Raw genomic sequence first — 20357 nt, forward strand, 5'->3', positions numbered from 1 at the left:
TTCACTGATGGCGCTTGATGTTTCCCGTGGCACCGACATCGCGATCGTCGGTGCCACGGGCAAGACCGGACGAGCCGTCGCAGATGCACTCGACGGCATTGCGCTGGTGCGGCGGCTGAGCCGTTCAGCGCAGGACTATCCGGTGGACCTGGAGACCGGTGCAGGCCTTGTCGAGGCCTTCACCGGGTGCCGTGGGGTGTATTTCATTGCGCCCAATGTGCATCCGGACGAACCGGCTCTAGTCTTGCGGGCGCTGGACGCGGCGGCGTCCGCCGGAGTGGACCACGTCGTCTATCACTCGGTGGCCTGGCCCTACAGCCCGCGGATGCCGCATCACATGGACAAGGCCCGCAGCGAGGAGGACCTTCGTGCCTTCTGCAGTGCGCACGGAATGCACTGGACCATCCTGCAGCCCTGCGCCTATGCGCAGAACTTCGAGGCGGTTCTGGACGGGAGCAGTAGCGATCTTGCTGTGCCGTACAGCCTGGACAGTAAGTTCTCGTTCGTCAGCCTCGACGATGTGGCCGAGGTGGCAGCCCGGATTCTGGTCGAGGGTGCGGACATTCACCACGGATCGTCCTACGAACTCGGCGGACCGGAGATACTGAGCGTCCGAGACACGGTTCGTTTGGTCGAGACGATGACGGGTCGGGCGGTGTCGGTGGAGTCCATCGGTGTCGACGAGTGGATGAACCTTCACAGCACCGGATTGGGGACCGATGCACAACAGCGTCTCTCGGCGATGTTCGAGTACTACAACGACCGCGATTTTCTCGCCAGCGGGGTTGTCACCGCTGCTCTGCTGGGCAGGTCGCCGACGCCGATGCGCGCTCTGATTCGCTAGGACGCATCGCCCCTCGGCAATCTTGCGCCGCGTGATCGACTGTCGACGCGCACAATGTTCACAGTTCGTAGACGCCTAGGAGGAACCGTGACCGACACCGCACGCACCGATGAGTACTTTCTCGGCCTCGCCATCGAGCAGGCCCAGATCGGCTGGGAGGAAGGCGGCGTTCCGATCGGCGCGGCACTCATCCACGACGGTGAAGTACTGGCGGTGGGACGGAACCGCCGGGTCCAGATGGACAGCGCAATCCGTCATGGAGAGACCGACTGTATCGAGCGAGCGGGACGGCTGCCGGCGTCGGTGTACCGCAAGTCCGTCCTGTACACCACGTTGTCCCCGTGTTTCATGTGTGCGGGAACCGCGCTGCTGTACGAGATTCCGCGAATTGTCATCGGTGAGAACCGCTCGTTCGAGATGTCGGAAAGCTTGTTGCGGAAGCATGGGGTACAGCTCGACGTCGTGGACGACCCCGCCTGTCTGCAGCTCATGGAACGCATGTTGGACGAGCGACCAGGCCTGTGGCTCGAAGACATCGGCGAGGAGGCATGAGCAACCGAGCCGATCACGAGTCCACCGCACAGAAGGCCGACGAACCGGTCGACCTGGATTATCCCGTCACGCCCGTGCCCCACAGTGCCCGTAAGCCGTTCTTCTCGTTGGCCATCGTGCTGTTGGGCTTCACGATCTTCACACCGACGATGTTGGCCGGTGCCGCACTCGGCACGGCGTTCAGTTTCTGGACACTCATCGTGGTCATCGCCGCCGGATCGGCAATCCTGGGCGCGTACGTGGCCATGATGGGATTCGCCGGAGCGCGTACAGGTTTGACGACCGTACTCATGGCTCGGTACAGCTTCGGCACTCGCGGGTCGGAGCTCGCGTCGTTGCTCCTCGGTGGCACTCAGGTGGGTTGGTACGGCGTCATCATCGGCACCATCGGTGAGCTCACCTCGCAGGCGTTGGGCTGGGAGTCGTATGCCGCGCGGGCGGCCGTGATGATCGGCGCGAGCATTCTGATGTGCATCACTGCGTGCTACGGATACCGCGGGATGTATTGGGTCTCGGTCGTGTCGACGCCGTTGATCATCGCCCTGGCGTGTTGGGTGGTCTCTAGATCTCTCGACGAGGTCGGTGGGTTCTCCGGTCTGACCTCCATCGCACCCACGACGACCATGACGGTCACCCTCGCCATCACGACGGTCGTCGGCACCTTCGTTTCCGCGGGGACACAGGCACCCAACTGGACTCGGTTCGCGCGATCCGGGTCGCAAGCAGCGTGGGCGTGCATCATCGGGTTTCTCGTCGGCAACGGAATGATGATTCTCTTCGGGGCGATCGGAGCGATCACCTTCGGTGAGGGCGACTTCGTTCTGGTTCTCTACAACCTGGGACTCGTCGGCTGGGGCTTGATCCTGCTATTCGGCAACCTGTGGAAGAGCAACGCCGACACCGCATATGCCTTCGGCGTCGCCGGCGCAGAAATGTTTCGGCATCCCCGCAAGGCACCGTTCATCATCGGCGGCTGTGTCATCGGGACCCTGCTCGCGCTCGTCGGTGTGCACAACCATCTGGTCGACTACCTGAGCCTGCTCGGCACCTTCATTCCTCCGTTGGGCGGTGTTCTCATCGGAGACTTCCTGTGCCGCTGGCGTCAGGGCATCCCTGAAGGACACACTCCCCCGCTCGTGCACTGGCGGCATCTCGCGGTCTACGCCTTTGCCGCATTCCTCGCATGGTTGTCCGGGGAACTCGAGATCGGAATTCCGCCCTTGATCGGCATCATCGTCGCCATCGCACTGACGGTTGTTCTGCATCGACGCGGCGCTGCGTCAGCAGATGGCTCCCTGGCCGCTTAGGGTTGTCGACACGACTGTCAACCCCGACGCCAGTGTTGGTCGAAAGAGGTGGCCAAAGCCGATGATCATCACCGGGCTGTTCTTCGCCGAGTACGCGCGAGTCAGCGAAGACATGCTCGACATTCTCGGCGGCGTCTGGGATACCTGCACCGTTCCTCGCGACACCCGCATGCTCGAATGCCGTCTGGTCGCGCTGTTGCAGACGGGACCCGACGACATCGGCAAGGACTTCCCTGCGACGCTCGAGGTGCTCGACGCGAACGGCGAACACATCGTCAATCAACGTGGCCTGCAGATCCCCGGTGCCGGCTTCACAGGCGAGAATCGATTCTGGTTCCTGCCGATGCAGATGGTCTTCCGCAACGAAGGACGACACAACTTCATCCTCAGCGCCGGTGGGGCCACCGCGAGCGTCGGGCTTCGTATCGCATTCGGCTAGGAGAAAATCACACCGCTAACCGATACAAACCCGCGCCGGCTCCAAATTAAGTTTGAAACCATCATCAACCTTGAAACCATCGACTTGTCGTTGCCGTGTCAGATCCGTGCTGCTAGATATAGACATTGCGGATCTATCCCGGTTATCTGAAAATGCGGTCCTTGTCAGTCGATCAACGACAGCTGCTGCTCGTGCTGACCTGAACTGGCTGTGCTCAATTTCCCTAAACAATACTCTCGCAGATTTGCAACCTTCGAAGTGGCCTCCGACTCAGCCACGTCACCCAAACTAAACTCGGGCGGAACATCTATCGGTTGACTCAGCGACAGGAAATAGGGGAATACCAAGCTCGCGCGAAACGCGACTTGGTATTCGCGGCCGGCAATATGACCGTCTTTGTATCCGACAACGGAGGTCACCTGGGACGAACCCAACTTGTTACCGCTGGACAGGTTGTATAGATTAGCGTAACTAAGCCCCACCTCCGAGCATCGCCCGAATAGACTTTCAGCGCTCTGACAAACCAGAGCATAGTGAGCCTTCTTCGCGTCGAACATTCTACTAGTCACGATCGAATATTCCGGAAGCTCATAATTGTTACCGTCGATTCCGCGAGCTTGGGCCCAAGCGACTACCCGACCTGGATCGACGTCCCGTTTCGCCGGCGCAGACAACATCGGACTGAAGAGGACTTCCGGCGATTCAACTTGCCGGAGCAAAACATCGAGGGACGGCCGGATGCTGTTGCCTATACCCCAAAGGAATATTCCGCCGTTGAGTACACGCTCAGCTTCCTTGCGCGATCGAATCGCGGAGACCTGCTCACCAGACTCAGCACCAAATTTAGACCAACAGAAACAAGACGGCACGTTCACAACCTACCCCTTTCGCACTAGCAGACCGCTGCAGTACGCTACATTACGGACGTGAACGCCACGTCAAGACGGATCAGCGCACCGTTCCAGCTAGAGGGGTGAGGTCAACGACCGCCAGCTCCGAAAATCGAATCCGGCAGCAGCTCAGCGATGCTGGGCTAACTCGATCTGCCGTAGACGCGATCTGGCCAACCTGGTGGAGCGACGAAGCAGAACATTCCGCATCCGCTCGGGCCGAGCTGCGTTATACAGTAGCCCGTCGTTTAGGCATCTCGCCAGGCCCTTTGTCAGATGATCCACTGAAGTTCGTGTGGCGGGACGAGGCTCGCTTCAAGAATCTTGGAACGGTCACCGAAGCCGAGCAGCAAGTATTGACAGGGTTCGGCATGGCCGTCGGCAGAACGGCCATATCGGCCACACCTGGGAATTTCTGGCCTATACCCGCGTCTGCTCTTGAGTTGCGAGAGGCGATTCTTTCATCGAGTCAAAGCGTGGGGATATCAGAACTTATTAGTACATGCTGGGCGATAGGAATTCCAGTTCTCAGCACCAAAATATTCCCTCTTGCAAAAAAGTCAATGCACGCGATGTCAGTAAGACTCGACAACCGTTACTGCATTATAATTGGGCTATATTCCAAATATCCTGCAAAGATTTCTTTTACTGTCGCGCACGAATTGGGGCACATAGCACTTGGACACCTAGAGGAATCTGGTGCATTGTTCGATATCGTTGATCCGACCGACGTCGACAATCCCGACCACGAGGAAAGGGAAGCCGACCGATATGCCTTACAGTTGCTGACCGGCTCGGAACGACCCGACTTCATTCCTCAGTTACCCGAATACAACGGTACGATGCTGGCGAGATCGTTAATGGACCACCCCGTTCCCGGTGTTGACTCAGGAGTCGTAGCGTTATGCACAGCCTTTAAAAACCAAAAATGGAAAGAAAGTTACTCAGCATTGAAGATGCTTCCACGTCAACATTCCGAGTTCGACGTAGGTGACCAAATAATCAACCCACTAGCTCAAGCTCAATTTGACCTCGGTGCCATCGACGACGATCGAGCAGAATTTCTTGCAACCGTACTTGGCGTAATTCAGTGAAACTGCAGGCCGTTGTCGACAACGACGTGATAATTAAACTTGCCTCGTACGGTATATTGAAAGACTTAGCGAACGTGCTCGGCACGGACGTTCACCGGCTGGGCGTCCTGGGCGCGGCCAAGTGGGTTGTCCCCAAGGCTATTTCTCGGGGTGCCCGGGTGAAAAATAAAGATTTTGCAAAGGAAAACGCTGGAGTATTCCTATCATCGGTGGCGACTTTGGAACCCACTGAGGCCGAGATCCAGACAGCGGACCTTATTGAGGAGGCTGCGAACACGTACGGATCGGGGCTTGACACCGGGGAAAGCTTATTGTGTGCGATAGTAATTCACCGAGAGCTTCCACTACTTCTCACCGGTGATAAGCGCGCCATCCAGAAGGCATCCGACATACAGCATCGAGTAGTAGAGTTGCAAAAACTCATCGATCGAGTCGCCTGCCTTGAGCAAGTAATTCTTAAAATGGCCGGGTTGTCAAATGTCGAGGATTTGCGACAAGCGATTTGCAACGAGGATCAAGTCGACAAAGCAATCTCGATATGCTTTTCGTGCTGGAGTCCGGAAACTACCGCAGAACCAGCACCTGCACTAAAGTCATATATTGAACACCTCAGGGCACACTCGCCAAACTTGCTTGTGGACGGTGCCCATTTTCCCTAAGACTTTAAGAAAACAGCGAACGGCTCAGTCAATTTCGCCGCAAAGCCAATTTTTACAATTTTGCTAGCCTCAAACGAGGTTGGGTCGATAGTCAGGCACGCCTTGTCCACGCGGCCCTGTATGTATCTATCTCCTGACCGTCCAGAACTGTTCCCCACTGCAACCTGAGTTTCACCGAGATCCAACTCGGCGTCTACCATTTCAAGAGACGATAGACACAGGGCATAACGGGAGCCCAGAACATTTATGGAAGGTGGGATCTTGTCCCAAATAGTTCCGTCGCGTGAGTACATCTCAGCCCTGATAGGGTCAGCAAAATGCTTCGAATTAATAGGTTGCATGGCTAGAACTACCGGCTTACCCGCGCTTAATGCAGCGTGCGCAAAAGGTTGCACCATAGTTGCGGGGTGACATGTATTACCGCCATATCCCCACATTGCCATCCCAGCATCGTCGATCTCTCGCCTTTTACGCTCAATTATATCCGCCAACGTTTCCTTTGCGTGTATACCCACTTTCATGTAAAGAACATGATCGCCCTGGTCAAACATTATTTTCCTCCTCGAAACCTACGAATGCGTACTCGGAATCATGAGCCTTGCCATAGTCCACCCTAGACTTTTCCTTCACATATCGAACACGCGGCTCCGCCGACCGTCCGTAGAAATTCTTGAGCCTTTCAGCAGATACCAGCTTTACGCTTGACGCGGATCTGTCCTCATTCCCGGGGACGGAAGACAAGACCAGATTGCAGGATTTAAGAGTTGGGTTATCATCTAAGTGATACGAGTGGAGCTCTGGAGCCATTCTGCTCACGTAGAATCCTCTTTCAGCAGCATACTTCTGCACGTTGGATAAGACAACCTTCGGCCATTTCAGACCAGGGTCATCAGCGATCACCACCAATCCGTGGCCTTCATAATTTATTGATTCGATACCGCGCTGCACAAACGCGTTGACACTTGCACCGCCATTGCTCGCACCCCAGGGGGGATTAGTGTAGAAGCAATCGAACTCACCCACACTCTCGAATGGGTCGATACAGTTATATAAGGTGGCCGATAGCGCTGTTAAACCCTCCCTTTCTGCAAAGCGGTTCACTGCACCGACAATTCGCTCGTCGAAGTCGAATACCTTGATCTCAGACGGGCCGTACCCAATTATTTCTCGTGCCCTTAAATAAGCAACACAGACGCTAACAGCATCACCATCGCCTAGGAAGGCAAGTTTCCTCCCATTGGCCCAGCTGGCAACGAACTCGCTCTGCATGACCATGTCTCCAGCCTTCATGTAAATCTGATCAAATTCACGGATTGGCCGGGGTCGATTTTGGATTACGTCTGAAATCGCGTTTATAGCAGCTTTTAAGTCGATCTCGTTATGCATAAACGTCCACCATGCTCTCTATTTTCCAGCTCAGTTCAAGCTCGCCATCCAATGCAACGGCTGGGCGCTCTGCACGTGAGGTCCACCGTAGTCGGTTTGACGACATCTGGAAGCAGGACGCTCCAGATCGTCATTCAACTGGACCACCGGGAAGCCGGTTCGCCACCGAAGTCGTACATGACTTGGGTCATCAGAAAGGACTGTGCCGCCGTGCTCGAACAGTGGATCTACTCGTTCGTGACGGCCGGATGGCCCGGCCACGTTCGCTTCCTTGGGCGACGAAACGCGCCAACCGACGATCGCTCGGGAGAGGCAGCCGTTGACGAAAGCGACGTGGGTAGAAACCTGCCCAGGTGCTGGTTTACTCAAGGGCATTACCTTCCGCCGGTTAAGGGCCTCGAATGTTGAGTTACGGTGGGCAGGTCAGGGCTCGCGTCGTGTTCTCAACATCCGGAATCTTAGTTCGCTGCGAACTGCCTAGCGATGGTCCCAACTGTAGGGAAGCTGTCCCCTGTGCCGACGCAATCACCATAAACATGCGGATTGGCTCTGGACCCCAATCACGACGGCGACGCGGACCGTAGGTTTACCCAATGGTGTTTCAGCCACATCTCTCGTGTAAGTTCAACGCACCTCTTGTGGAGCGTCATCAGCGCATGCGTGACGCTCAACCAATTCCGAATAAAGTTTCACTTGTCTTCTCCAGAACCGCTCAAGTCCTTTCCGGCATCGAAGGAGCAGGGTCCGGGTTGGGTCCAGTTCTTTGCGGCGGTGCGACCGGCCAGTGTTCGCACCCGCCGTTGCTAGTTGTTCGAGGGCGCAGACGTGTCCGTGGTTGCGACGATGTCGATACACCACCGCCGCGCGGCAGGGTGGATGGACTTGTCCACCCACCTTTGCGGTTGGTGCGGACAGATCGCCACAGGGACGCCGTGCAATCTGGCAACGTCGGCGAAACTGGCCGTGCTGCGACCGGACTCCGGGTGGCAGACCATCGCCATTTGATTGGAGCGCCACACACGGCTGACTCGCCCGATGCCTCAACAGATGGGTCGAGTCCGTCGACGTCATGCGTTTGCGTCAGGTTCGGGGCGAGAACCACGTGCCACTCCCTTGAGCAAGCCAACGTTCCAGCGAACTGATGCGCCATAGGACTCCCCGGAGGCTCGGACCCGACGCCCTCGCTGCCGCAGAGAAACTCCGAACGCCAACAGGATCAACACCGGCCTCCCAACACGTCAAAACCGAAATCGGGATGCATACAACCGAGTCACCGGCGCACGGACGGTGCTCTACGGCCCTTTCGGTCTATCAACGCGCCTCCCGCAGAAGCAACACCCTCTAATGGACGACAAAAAGCCGGCGACCGGATAGCGGCACTGAACACGGCAGAAGCAGCCAGTCTCTACCAGCGTCTGGGTGCCCATCTCGCGGGCCTACAACTGCACCATACAGCCGAAGCGAGCCCTCGGTCCTCGACCAAGCAGCAGCGGAGGCAATGCCGATGACCGCGGCGTGGTATCGGCGCTCTCGATCGAAGTCGAGGCCAACGAAGCACGACCGTTGACCGTGCAGTTCCGGTTCGGAGGCTTGGCGACGCCGGCGACTGCGGAGGATTTCGACCAGCACGCCGCCGCGGGTGTCGACCGCGAGCTCATCGATGAGTTCGCGACCTGCCGATACCTGGATACCGCACGAAGGTGCTGCTCATTGGCCCGCCCGGGGTCGGGAAAATTGCATCGGCCCGTCGGGCTCGCGTGAGCCGCGCCGCATGCCGGATACCGGACGTATTTCACTACCGCGGCCGATCTCGCTGCCCGCTGCCATCGAGCTGCGCTGGAGAGTCGGTGGTCGACGACGATGCGGTTCTACGCCAGGCCCGACACTGCTGCTCGGCTGTGTTCCATTGCCCGATGAGGCTGAGTCGGCACCGTCTCAGGTTGTCTCGCAACGGTATAGGGAGACACTGATCGTGATGACCATCGACCGCGGTGTCGGACCGTGGGGTGAAGTACTCGGTGGCAACGCTATCGCAGCGGCAGTGCTCGGCCGGCTCCTTCATCGCTCCGTCGTGCACAACCTCGACGGCGACTCCTACCGCCTGCGAGACCACAACGCACGCTCGGAGAAACTCCGCAAAGCCGTCACCGGAACCCGTCAACCGCTACAGTGATCACCGCTACCGGGTGAGCACTTTCGCTGAGCGAAGTTGAGCATTTTCGATGAGCGCCGTCACGTGGACCAATTTGGTCCACCGCGAGCCGTAGGTGTGCCCTAGGCACAACTACCCTCGACGATTGTCTGTAGCCCCTACTCACCCATTTCAAGCTCGGCAATGACCAAACGCACCACTCCGGTCGACAGCTGAGATGAACGCCCCAACCGAATACCCTGCGCTGGCCGCTAAGTACTCCGCAAGTAAACGAGAACGAGCCCCAGTTGTACCCTCCCAAAATGGACAAGAATGCCGACTCGGATCCGACCCGGTACGCGAAAGCGTCTCGTGGCAGGCGGTCAGTGGATGAAATCTTGGCACGCCAGCACGATCCCAAATTCCTGTCGTAGCTTTCGGGACACGGATACCTGTGCACGTCGCCCCTCGTCCACAGACCTCCGATCCCGGATCACCGCGGCAAGTCCGCACCATGGTGCGCGCTCGGAGCGAACCGCGGTATAAGACAGCTGTCCGGTGAGACCGCCGGCAATTACAGCATGCGAGCCGGCCCACACGGACTAACGCATGGCGGTTTGTTACCCGATCGCAGCCGAGCCCCGTCGATTGCTCACGTCTGGTCCCTCGTATCCACACAACCGATTGAGAAGTCAAAATAATGCTCGAACTGATCGACCGCTGCAAAAATGCGGACCTTGTCGCCATCCTCTGCAACCCACCCATGAGGGACCCCTCTCTGACTAGGTCCTGGGCAAACCTCGCGATACTGCGGGACGCGCTTAACGCGCGAACTGTCACAATCTGCAACCTCATCGAGGTACAGAGTCGATCGTCGGAGGAGCTTGGGCACTTGACTGGCACTGTCGACACCGAGGACCTTTCCCGGCGTATCAAAGCTGCGGCCGACGGGTCGTCGGTAGCAGTCGCAGCGTGGGGCACCAACGCGCCATCCGGTTGGCGAGTACGGCACTGGGCCGACGTTGTGAACTCCACCCTCACAGGGCTATCCAACGCGGGTCATTCCCACGTCGCCCATGTCGGCCCAGGCACTAGACACCCATCGCGTTGGACGCAATACACGAGCCCCGTACACAAACGCTTTGATGGCCCGACATTCCCTGACCGATTGATCCAATCCCTACGATGGAGCCCAGTTACAGCGCTCGCCCGGTAGCAGACTGTTCCGCAAACGCTGCAATTCGGGCCGTAGCGAGCTCGTCCGCCTGCGCGGCCAGCTTGTCAAGGTCTGTCCCAGCCGGGTCGGAGGTGTACTCAGCGAGTACGGACCCCCTCACAACCGAGCGCACGTCGCCCGCGCCCACCTTCAGCCCTCGGCTCGCGAGGTAGACCAACGTCTCTAGGGCTAGGTCAGCTGCCCGCGCAGCGTCGACGCGTCCGGCCCCTAGTGCCCGCTTCCGGCAGACAATGATCGAGTCCAGGTTCGATGGTTCCTTCCCGCCCTTAGTTACGCTCGTGCTCATCTCGCCTTTAATTGGCTGGACAGCGGTCACGGTCAGCCCCGCGTTGGCTAGGGCCTCAACCAGCGCAACCCAACCAGAAAGTCTGGCCTGGTGGAACGTGAACGCGAGTAAGCCGGACTGTTTTAGAACTCTTGCGCATTCAGTCCATACATTTTGAATCGCGATTTGAAACTCCTCGGGCGACGCGCTCTGCACCTCGCCCTGCGCGCGGGTCGACTCCGATGTGTGCGGATACTCAGAGAAGGGCCTGAGCTGAGTTAGCCAGGCATGAAAGAAGTCCGCAAGCTCGGAGTAGTGGACGTTGTCCATGTATGGCGGATCGGTTACGACAAGATCGACGCTTCCGTCAGGAAGATCCGTTTTGGCCGAGTTTCCTGTGGTCAGGTAGACCTCACCGTCGCCGAGCCCTTCGCCCCACGATGACTTGAGCTTTGCCTCTAGGGGCTGCGAGATGTTGCCGGTTTTGGCAACTTTCCCATTGACCAGGACCTGGTCGGTCGGTCCAACTTTGTACCCATGAGCACGCTGGATACGACTCTTGAACAGCGTCGAGAAAGACCCCGACGACGACGGCGTTCCCCAAGGGTGAGCCTCAAGCGGGGTGCGTTCTGGCTTCAGCACGTGATTACTAAACATGTGACGGACCGCACCAGTGCCCTCCCCCTTGAACGAGCAAAAGACGTTGTTGAACTCCAGTACCCCCGAGAACAATGCCGCAAGGGCTTCACGCTCGGGACCTCGGACGTCGAGGTCCCGAATACTCGCCCCCAGCAGACCCAACGAGTACAGCTGCCGGTCGTTGAAAAATTGATCCCAGGTGCGGTAGTTCCACCGAATTGCCTGCTTGGTGTTCTCACCGGTTTCAAGCCGCCCGTACGGCCGCACGAGGCGTGCTGCGCCGACGTCAAGCAGGCTGGAGGTCTCTGCGTAGAGCGAACGGTCGAAGTCGTCGATGCCCTCGTACCGCTTCTTTCCGTCCGCCCCCAGCACAATTTTCGCGAACATTTCGCGACGTGGGGGCTGTGACCGGAGTGACTCAATGACCTTTTTCGAGTGTCCGTTTTCGCACGTGACTGTACTAGCCGATACCGCACCGACGTTGGTGAAGCAGTGACCGTTAGCGCACGTCGCGGTGACGAAGTCGTACCGACCCTCGAAAACGTCCAAACACTTGGGACATACGATCCGGGCTTTGGGAACCTTGCCTGGATACGCGTTCTGGGAGAAGACATGACGCGAAAAGAGTCGCGTCGTGGCACCGCAGTCTAGACAGTCAGCGACAGCAACCCAAAAGTAGTACAGGACCGTTTCCCCCGAGCTTGTTCTGTGGACACGATCTATTTCAGCCCGGCAATTAGCTTCGATCTGGTCATATCCCCTCTGAAGCTCGGCTAGATCCCACCTCTGAACGGCCTGCCGCTGGACTAACGTTGCGACTGGATTGATGTCCCATCCGATCGCTCGACCACCCAGCTTGAGGGTCTCGACTATGGTCGTCCCTGATCCGGCGAAGGGGTCGAAAACTGTGAGCCCCTGCAGGGCGGTCGAGGCTTCGTACGCCGCGAGGCTAGACGCTCGATCCGTTGAGACTGCGGAGGTAAGGATGCCCCGAAAGACACTGCCTAGTCTTTTAGCCCACCACTTGTGAGTAGCAGTAGCTGGCCGGTGAACCTCCTTGCGCCACGATTCCTGCTCAGCGACCGCGCTCAACACATCTGCTGGAAAGTCCACTTCAAGCGCAGAGACATCGGCGACGGCTTGGCCCGTCAGGGTCCCAGCCTTAGGTGCCAGATCGAACAGGGTCATTCAGACTCGGTCTCCACAGCGACAGCGTCGCTCGCGGGTAGGTCGCGCATCCTTACCTCGCCACTGCCCATGCCGTTCCGCCGGTAGGCAACGAAGACGTGCTGCTTGCCGGCTGAGGGATTAGGCATGGTCTCAGGTGTCAGGGTGTTAGCGCGGAGGTCGAAGGTGTAGCCCGTAACGACCTTCTCAGTCTCCGTCCGCACCAAATGACCTACCTGCTCCAGGCGGCTGTCAGAAGCAAAGCCAGCTGGCACGATCAATGTCGCCTGGCCAGTTGTGCCTTCGGCGAGCGCAAACGGTGTGGGTGCGACATACATCTTGCGGTCTCTGACCATCAGGTCTCCATAACTACCGAACCCACGGAAGTTCTTGTTCTTGTGGACGTAGGTGTGGTCGGCGTTAAGGAAATCGCCATGACAAATCACGAGATCGACTACGGGATACTCCCGCTCGGAGGTGCCAGCCGGGTAACGACCGAAGACGTAGAACACCTGACGACCGTTGTGCTCGCCAGTCGGTACACGACTGTTGCTGTCGTAGTTCGATTCCCGGCCCGGCCACTGCAACCCTTTGACTTCGTAGCCTTCGGGATGGTGGACCAAGGTGTAGTCCGGGTAACTGTTTCGGCCGATTGAGTCGTGGGCGAGCCCAGCTTCCGTGAGTCGGTCACCAACCCAGTTTTGAAAGTGAAACTCCTTGTCCGAAGCGCTCACCCTATCGATCAGGACCGCGTTACGCATCGCCAAGGTGCAAGAGAGGAAGGCATCGACGGCAGTGCTATGGACTGGATCACTCAACGTGGTCAGCATCCCTTGGTCGTAGTTTGGTGGTAGCGGTCGAACTTGGCGGTGTCGCTAAACAGCCCTGCAAGCATATTGCTCTAACCCTTGCTGCCCAACCCGGCTCACGGTACAACCAGACCAGCGGGGAACGACCCCGGCCTTAAGACCGCAGCCATAGGGCCGTTAGTGGGTTTCCCCATGAATGTTAGCCCGTCTCCGGCGCGCCCGATTAGTGCCGAAGGTTGCACTCGATACAACAGTCGGACTCGTTTGCGCTGCCAACGGACCCAGTGCGCTTGCGGGATGTTCGTCCGCCGATCACGGTGGCAGTAGACCCAAGAAATGTCCCAAGGGCCATAGGGAGGTCCGGTCGGGAGCTGGTTTCGCAGCTGCGGGACCCAACCAAAGCCAATCTCCTATTCGCCCCGACATCAAATTGTTGGCGCCGATGCCGCCTTAATTAGCGCGGCGGGGTGCCTGCCGGGCAACGGCATGAGAGCCAAGCCGCGGTCGTCGTCCTCAAGCAGTGGCATCGGGGCCAAAACGAAGGCTCTTGGGCTTCACGAAAAAGAGCGAAGTGCCTCGACATTCTGGGTGGCGAAGTCTGTCGGTACCCAATGCTTCGATGGCGATATGTCACGACTCGACGAGGGGTTCCCGCCGCCCACGGCCTGTGTGCAGTGGTGTCAGCACCGCAGCTACGACCTGCATGTCCTCGACGACGGCGTGGAGGTCGACCTGGATTGGTGGAACGGCCACCTCGACCGAGCCGGTCATGATCTTCGGCTCCGCGGCCGCAACCTCGACGGCGAAATTGTCGAGTACGGCGGCGCCACCGTGCAGCGCAACGATCTCCGAATCGGCACCGATCTGGCTGTAGGCGAACACTATTCGCTCGGACTGCTGTTTCTCTGCGCGGCCTGGCAGGGCAGCCACAAACACCGCAGATCCAAGCGTCGTTTTCCCGACGTCATGAACCCTCACCTCAGCCGTCCCGACGAGAACCCGGTCGCCAAGACTCTCGCTGTGCTCGACAGCTGTGTCCGCAACCGCGTAGTGCCCGAGCATCCGAGCTCGACCTGGTCCGGCTGGCCCGACGCACCAGGCGTCGGAACATCTCTGATGGCCACGTTCCTATGGGCGGTGAAGGCGTCGGTCTACGGCGGCCCGGCGCAGCTGATCGACCAATACGGAGTCTCGACACTCATCCACGAAGGATGGCTCGAAGACCCGTCCGTCACCGGATTCACTCGTCGCCGCTACGACCGCTACGTCGAACTCATCACCGCATGGGCCACCGACATCGGCACCAGCCCTGAGCTCGTCGAAATGTGGCTCGTGCAGCGGTGGAGCGCCCGATTGAGCGAAGCACGACACGGGCGATACACCGCACCCACATTGTTCTGAACGGCCGTGCCCGGATCGATGACCCTCGACCGGGGCAATCTTTTTCCCAACGTAGGTGCGCGAGTCTCTCAGCGCAGTAGGACGACCTCGGTCGTCGGCTACGTGAAGAGAGGCCGACACACGGCTCGTCAGACAAAACCGTTCTCGGCGGGTGCGGCCTATGGCACTGTGCAGGGGTGGATGCTCCCGACAAGCCAGCCAATACCCAGCATGTGGTGCTGGCCATGGATGACGGTCAGTTCTATCTCCGTGGCGGCGAGGCCGATCCGAGTGAAATGGCACTTCTGGAGCGGGCAATGGCCATTCAACCCAGTGCCGGTGACGGTTCGACGGTAGTGGTGCTCAGTCCACACCAGAACAACTTCGAGATGCCCATCGACATCGAAGTGTTCGGTACCCGCCCGCACGGCGACGAGGCCGGCTGGCAGCAGGTCTGCGAAGAACGGATCGAAATCGGACCTGATGGCGTATTGCAGATCGACTCGACTCCGATGAGTTCCGTCGATTGTTCCGTCCCGCCCGGCCGGTACCTGGTGCAGATCGCAGGTCGCAATTTCGTGAACTACGGCTGGCCGGGCAGTATGACGCCCGGTGACGAGTGGCGCGTCCGCTTGTGGCCGGACGACGGCGTGGAACCACGCCCCGCCGTTCGCTGGAACATGCCCGGTTACGGAGTCCCCCCTGACACCGAACCTCCCCCGGAACCCGAGCCGGACGACGACCGTCCCGCATTCATCTGGCAATTCGCCAGTGACAGTGAGCCCGGTCGGTTGATCGAGCGCAGCGAACTCGACGCCCGCGCCGCAGAACGCCGCGCGGCCGAGTGGGGTGGTGACCCGATCCCGCAGGTCTCGACCTACAACGGTGGCCAGGGCCTGGTTCGGCTCGACAGGGATCTGATCGTCGACATTCTCGAAGCATCGGAGACTACCGCGCGCTCCATTGCCGTGTGGTGCGCCGAAGCAGCCACCGACCACGCTCGTCTGTCTACCGCATCGTGGGTGAGTCCCGCTTTTGCCGCACTTCGCGAAGGCCGCGCGATGCCCGCGCCGTTCGACGAGATATCCAATATCGGTCTGGCGTTCGCCCAGCTGGATTCGCCCGACCAGGAAGGCGGCGACGAAATCGTCTTTAGCTCTGCCAGTTTCGTCGGACGAAGCTCTCTTTCGACAACGCCGGGGAACCCCTACGACTATCCGACAAGCCCGCGACACATGGCGATACCGGCGCTCTACAGTGCGCAGGACTCCGACCCCTACCGCGCCGCGCTGGAGACCTTGCACCACGCATCAGCCACGTACTCCGTCACCGTGGCTGACCTACATGCCCGACTCAAGGAAGAGTTCTTCGGACACTGAAACTCCAGAACCAAACCGTCGACGCGTTGTTGATGGACAACAACAGCGTCGAAACTATCCGAGAGCGCAACTGGCGACGGCTTAACCAACATCATGTCGCGCACCAGACCGGTCCAATTCGGTTGCCGCACAGCCTATTCGGGCGGTTAACGTCTGTATCAGTGTGCCGGCTGAGCGTCGATACGAATCACGGAACGAGCACCACTCCCAGACCGGGGATGAGGGCATTAGACGCATCAGGATTCTCTCGGTCATGGGTGACCGTCACGAACACCGGACCCGCACCCGTTCGAGCCGTTACCTCGGTCGGCAGGCGGTAGGCCTGCGGACCACCCTGATTGGCCGGCTGAGTCCGATCGATCTCGTCGTTCCAGTGTCGCAAGCCGGCGGAGCCAGCCTCACCGCTGGATAGGTTGCGCCAGTTGACCGTCAGGTGCCGGTAAGCGAACTGGTAGTAGTACGGCCGGATGTCGGCGGCCGAGAACCGCACCTCACCCGGCTTCTCTCCGACCACCGCGCGAATCGGAATTGTCTGAATAAGTCCACCGGGAACGCCCGCGGGGACAGATTCCGGCCCGGTGACGACAGGCACCTGAAGTACCGACTCTTGCGGCGCAGCGGTTGCAGTTCCGGCACCTACGCCGAAGGCCAGGGGGACGGACAGCGCCAGGGCGGCGACTCCGCATCGGATCGATTTCCGCATCGAGTTTCCTTTCGGGTGGACGATCAGGGCACGTAGATCAGGCCTTTGCCCGGGATCAGCGTGTCGGCGTAGGGCTCGCCGTCGTAGTAATCGCGGTAGTGCGTCACCGTGATTTCGACCCACCCACTCCCCGTGGGTAGAGCGACTTCGAGCGGGTACTGCTCGCCTTGTAGTGGTGGCAGGTCGTTCGGCGGGCCCGGGTTGGGGTTCTCCTGCCAGTGCCTCAGTCCCACGGTTCCACGAAACCCGATGTCCCAGTTCCGCCAGGTCACACCGAGACTTCGGTACGGATACTGGTCTGCATACGGTGCGATGTTCGCCGCGGACAACAGCAGAACACCCGGCTCGGTACCGACCGTGGCCTTCATCGGAATTGTCTGGAACAGCCCACCGGGCACTGCTCCCGGTGCGATCTGGAAACCGGTGACCACCGGAATCTGGAGCAGCGTGGTCTGCGGCGCTGCCGCAGCCGTTCCTGCGCCGATGCCAAGAATCGAGGGAACGGTCAGTGCGATCGATACAACCGCTCGCCGCAACGTCTTTCGCATACAGCACGCCTTCCGATACGTCGCACAATGGAATACCGGGTTCGCTTGCGACACCGGACCAAGCACTCGAGGTCGAACCTGAAGCATCGAGCGCTTCTGGGTTCGTTTCCCGACCCACCCTCGCAGCAATCACGACAAAAGGACCACTCGTATACCGATTCGTGACGGGGTCGTGACACGAAAGACGTTAACAGACCACTTGGCCCGTTCGATTCTCTGATCAGAGGTGATGCACTGTGCAGACGCCGGTGAGGACGAACAATATGAGTCGAGTCCGCAGAGTCGTGGCCACGTGCGCACTGATCGCCGCTACCGGTTTCGCAGCCATCGCTTGCGGATCCGAGGAACCCACAGGAACCGCGTCACCGCCCACTACCAGTGCAGCCGCAGCTCCGTCGGCCAACGGCTACACCGACTCCGACGGCGGCAGCGGCCCCGGCCCCACGGGAGAGATCCCCGACGCTGCCCCAGTGCCAGCCATACCCGTCGAGGAAGGCATCCCCGCTGTGCCACCTGCCCCGAACCACGACGATGTCAACGTCGATGCCCGCGATTACGAACAACCCGGCGGCCAATACTTCTTCCAGTCCCCCAGCGGCAACGTGTTCTGCGGCTTCAACTCATTCAACGCACCCGGAACCATCGTGGGCTGTCAGGTGCGCTACTCGGTGCCGGGAAACACCGGACGCGAGTGCGCCAACGCTGCGAACAACACCTACGGGGTGAAGATCAACCAAGACGACACCGTCGAACAGATCTGCACCAACCAAGGCATCTTCGTAGGAGATCCGAGCAGCGGAGAGCCTCGAGTACTCGAGTACGGCCAGGTCATCGGCGTGACCGGCACCTTCTGCCGCTCCACCGAGGGCGGCATTGCCTGCTACAGCGGCGACCACGGCTTCGTTATTTCCCGCGACGTCAACATCGCGTTCTGAGAACGGCTTTCACGCGAGCTGGTTCCGACGGGGCTCGGTGACGAAGTCGTCCAGATCGGCCCGCCGCGTCATTTCCCAGTAGTCGACGATGCGCCACGGCAACGTCGAGACCACGCGTCCGGCGTCGTTGCGGTACCAGTTGTCCATGCCGCCGTGCGACCAGATCATCTTCGCGTGCGCCTCGTCGTGCTTGCGGACGTACTCCGCCTCCACGTCGGCTTTGCACTCGATGGCTCCGATTCTCTTGTCCACCATGTCGATCAGCACATCGACGATGTAGCGCACCTGGCATTCGGCGATGGTGATGTAGCTGCCGCCGTGGCCCAGTACCGTTCCGGGGCCGCAGGTGATGAGGAAGTTCGGGAAGTCCGGGACGGTGATGCCGAGATACGCGTGCGCATCCTCCGGGCCCCAGATATCGCGGATGGACTCCCCCGATCGTCCGCGCACGTCGATCGGCGTCAACAGCTTGTGGGTCTCGAACCCCGTCGCGAGGATCACCACATCGACCTCGGTCTCCGAACCATCCCGCGCAACAACTGAATTCGAGGTTATAGACGCGACGGCGTCGGCGATGAGCGTGACGTTGTCGCGCTTGAGCGCGGCGTACCAGCCGTTGTCGAGAAGCATCCGCTTCCCGAAGGGCGGGTAATCGGGAAGCGACTTCTCGATCAGGTCGGGGCGACCCTCGAGCTCGGCTTCTATGTAGCGGGTGAAGACGCGTCGATGCGCGTCGTTCATCGGGTTGATCGAGCGCTGCGGATGCTCCCATTCGGGATCGACCTGCAGCGAGCTGTGCACACGATCGTTGAAGTTCCAGGCCAACCGCGTTCGGTACCAGAGTCGATACAGCGGAACGACATTCATGAGGTAGTTGGCGTCGTCGCTCATCTCGGTGAAATAGACGTCACTCGACGCAACCCACTGAGGTGAGCGTTGGAAGACCGTCGCGTGCCCCACCGTCGACGCGATGGCCGGCAGCACCTGCATGGCGCTGGCCCCGGTACCGACGATGGCGACGCGCTTACCGGTCAAATCCAGATCGGCCGGCCAGTTCGCGGTGTGGAAGATCGGGCCGTCGAACGACTCCAGGCCAGGGATATTCGGCACCTTCGGCCGATTGAGCTGACCGGTAGCGGTGATCACCACATCGGCGGTCAGCGTTTCGCCGTCGACCGTCGTGACGGTCCAGCCCTGTCGCTGCGCGTCGTACTCGGCGGTCGCCACCTCGGTGTCGAATCGAATACGTTGCCGCAGATCGTGTTCGGAGGCGACATCGCTGAGGTACTGCCACACCTCGTCGCGCTTGCCGAAGTGGGTGCTCCACGCCCGCGGCGCGAAAGAGTAGGAGTACAGGTGACTGGGCGTGTCGACGCCCGCACCGGGGTAGGTGTTCTCGAACCAACCACCGCCCACGTCGGAGTTCTTCTCCAGCACTACATGACTGATGCCCGCCTCGCGCAGCTTGATGGCGGCGAGCATTCCGGAGACGCCGGCACCGATCACGATGACCGACAGATCGTTCGGCGCGGCCACCGGAGTGCCCGAGGCGGTGAAGCCCATATCCTCGGCGACCATGACGCCGAACTCGGGAGGAACCTGCTCACCGACGGCCACGCTGATCATCTCGACCAGGTGCTCCGAATCGGGTGACGGCACCGCCATGGGCGCACCCTCGTGGAACGCGCAGATCGCGTCGAGCGCTGCGGAACGGATGCGGTCGGCAACTGCGTCGTCGAATCCGCCTGTGTCGTTGTTGTCCATGCCTCGACTACGCGTGGGGCGATACGGATCTGCGAGCCACGTGGGATCGCCGGTCAACTGATAGAGCACCGCCACCAGCGTGGGCAGGTTGGATGCGGTGAGAGCGCGCGAGAGCCGGTCTCGATCGATCCGGCCCACGGTCTCCGCTGCCGTTGCTGCGCCTGTGGACACCGGTACCTCCTACTGCTTCAACCAACTCCGACAGCTCAACTAACCACGGTTAGGTAAT

The 20357-nt window shown here is 59.8% G+C and carries 17 protein-coding genes and 1 pseudogene; 10 read left to right on the forward strand and 8 right to left on the reverse strand.

Annotated features, from left to right (window positions below; translation table 11 throughout):
- Positions 1–7 precede the first annotated feature (7 nt).
- The 4 genes from JLZ96_RS23910 to JLZ96_RS23925 all read left to right on the forward strand — a co-directional run bounded on the left by JLZ96_RS23910 (position 8) and on the right by JLZ96_RS23925 (position 3142).
- Positions 8–844, forward strand: coding sequence for an SDR family oxidoreductase (locus JLZ96_RS23910; protein WP_201011451.1), 837 nt, complete (start codon positions 8–10; stop codon positions 842–844).
- Positions 845–931: 87 nt separating this feature from the next.
- Positions 932–1396 carry a nucleoside deaminase gene (locus JLZ96_RS23915; RefSeq protein ID WP_236254227.1) on the forward strand — a complete coding sequence of 155 codons (465 nt, stop codon included), beginning with the start codon at positions 932–934 and terminating at the stop codon, positions 1394–1396.
- On the forward strand, positions 1393–2703 hold the full coding sequence (gene codB / locus JLZ96_RS23920) for a cytosine permease (protein WP_201011453.1): 1311 nt from the start codon (positions 1393–1395) through the stop codon (positions 2701–2703). The genes JLZ96_RS23915 and codB overlap by 4 nt, the downstream gene beginning before the upstream one ends.
- Positions 2704–2764: 61 nt before the next feature.
- Positions 2765–3142, forward strand: coding sequence for a DUF6941 family protein (locus JLZ96_RS23925; RefSeq protein WP_201011454.1), 378 nt, complete (start codon positions 2765–2767; stop codon positions 3140–3142).
- A gap of 164 nt (positions 3143–3306) precedes the next feature.
- Here the strand turns inward: JLZ96_RS23925 and JLZ96_RS23930 are convergent, their stop codons facing one another.
- Complete coding sequence (locus JLZ96_RS23930; protein ID WP_201011455.1) at positions 3307–4017, reverse strand: hypothetical protein; 711 nt, start codon at positions 4015–4017, stop codon at positions 3307–3309.
- Between the two features lie 308 nt (positions 4018–4325).
- On the opposite strand from JLZ96_RS23930, the gene JLZ96_RS23935 reads away from it, so the two are divergent.
- Entirely contained in the window at positions 4326–5126 is an 801-nt protein-coding gene (locus JLZ96_RS23935) for an ImmA/IrrE family metallo-endopeptidase (protein ID WP_201011456.1), read from the forward strand.
- A complete protein-coding gene (locus JLZ96_RS23940; RefSeq protein ID WP_201011457.1) occupies positions 5123–5785 on the forward strand; it encodes a hypothetical protein in 663 nt (220 codons plus the stop codon). Before JLZ96_RS23935 ends, JLZ96_RS23940 begins: the two co-directional genes overlap by 4 nt.
- Here the strand turns inward: JLZ96_RS23940 and JLZ96_RS23945 are convergent.
- Both JLZ96_RS23945 and JLZ96_RS23950 read right to left on the reverse strand, forming a co-directional pair.
- Entirely contained in the window at positions 5782–6336 is a 555-nt protein-coding gene (locus JLZ96_RS23945; RefSeq protein WP_201011458.1) for a hypothetical protein, read from the reverse strand. The genes JLZ96_RS23940 and JLZ96_RS23945 overlap by 4 nt on opposite strands.
- A complete protein-coding gene (locus JLZ96_RS23950) occupies positions 6329–7171 on the reverse strand; it encodes a bis-aminopropyl spermidine synthase family protein (protein WP_201011459.1) in 843 nt (280 codons plus the stop codon). Before JLZ96_RS23950 ends, JLZ96_RS23945 begins: the two co-directional genes overlap by 8 nt.
- Before the next feature lie 1370 nt (positions 7172–8541).
- Between JLZ96_RS23950 and JLZ96_RS23955 the strand changes: the two are divergent.
- Positions 8542–9344, forward strand: a pseudogene (locus JLZ96_RS23955) (ATP-binding protein).
- A 1154-nt stretch (positions 9345–10498) separates the two neighbouring features.
- On the opposite strand, the gene JLZ96_RS23960 reads toward JLZ96_RS23955, so the two are convergent.
- Entirely contained in the window at positions 10499–12631 is a 2133-nt protein-coding gene (locus tag JLZ96_RS23960) for a DNA methyltransferase (protein ID WP_201011460.1), read from the reverse strand.
- Entirely contained in the window at positions 12628–13440 is an 813-nt protein-coding gene (locus JLZ96_RS23965; protein WP_201011461.1) for a hypothetical protein, read from the reverse strand. Before JLZ96_RS23965 ends, JLZ96_RS23960 begins: the two co-directional genes overlap by 4 nt.
- A gap of 606 nt (positions 13441–14046) precedes the next feature.
- Between JLZ96_RS23965 and JLZ96_RS23970 the strand changes: the two genes are divergently transcribed.
- Both JLZ96_RS23970 and JLZ96_RS23975 read left to right on the forward strand, forming a co-directional pair.
- Positions 14047–14820, forward strand: a complete 774-nt coding sequence (locus tag JLZ96_RS23970) for a hypothetical protein (protein WP_201011462.1) — start codon at positions 14047–14049, stop codon at positions 14818–14820.
- A 176-nt stretch (positions 14821–14996) separates the two neighbouring features.
- Positions 14997–16178, forward strand: a complete 1182-nt coding sequence (locus tag JLZ96_RS23975; RefSeq protein WP_201011463.1) for a hypothetical protein — start codon at positions 14997–14999, stop codon at positions 16176–16178.
- Between the two features lie 187 nt (positions 16179–16365).
- Here the strand turns inward: JLZ96_RS23975 and JLZ96_RS23980 are convergent, their stop codons facing one another.
- Positions 16366–16881, reverse strand: coding sequence for a hypothetical protein (locus JLZ96_RS23980; protein WP_236254228.1), 516 nt, complete (start codon positions 16879–16881; stop codon positions 16366–16368).
- Between the two features lie 23 nt (positions 16882–16904).
- Positions 16905–17429: a hypothetical protein gene (locus JLZ96_RS23985; RefSeq protein ID WP_236254229.1), complete on the reverse strand. Its 525-nt coding sequence runs from the start codon at positions 17427–17429 to the stop codon at positions 16905–16907.
- Positions 17430–17692: 263 nt separating this feature from the next.
- Here JLZ96_RS23985 and JLZ96_RS23990 point away from each other — a divergent pair, with 263 nt between their 5' ends.
- On the forward strand, positions 17693–18364 hold the full coding sequence (locus JLZ96_RS23990) for a hypothetical protein (protein WP_201011464.1): 672 nt from the start codon (positions 17693–17695) through the stop codon (positions 18362–18364).
- 9 nt (positions 18365–18373) lie between these two features.
- On the opposite strand, the gene JLZ96_RS23995 is transcribed toward JLZ96_RS23990, so the two are convergent.
- Positions 18374–20299, reverse strand: coding sequence for an NAD(P)/FAD-dependent oxidoreductase (locus tag JLZ96_RS23995; RefSeq protein ID WP_236254230.1), 1926 nt, complete (start codon positions 20297–20299; stop codon positions 18374–18376).
- Between the last annotated feature and the right edge of the window lie 58 nt (positions 20300–20357).

The organism is Rhodococcus sp. NKCM2511 (genome assembly GCF_014905595.1).
In the GTDB taxonomy this organism is placed as follows: domain Bacteria; phylum Actinomycetota; class Actinomycetes; order Mycobacteriales; family Mycobacteriaceae; genus Rhodococcoides; species Rhodococcoides fascians.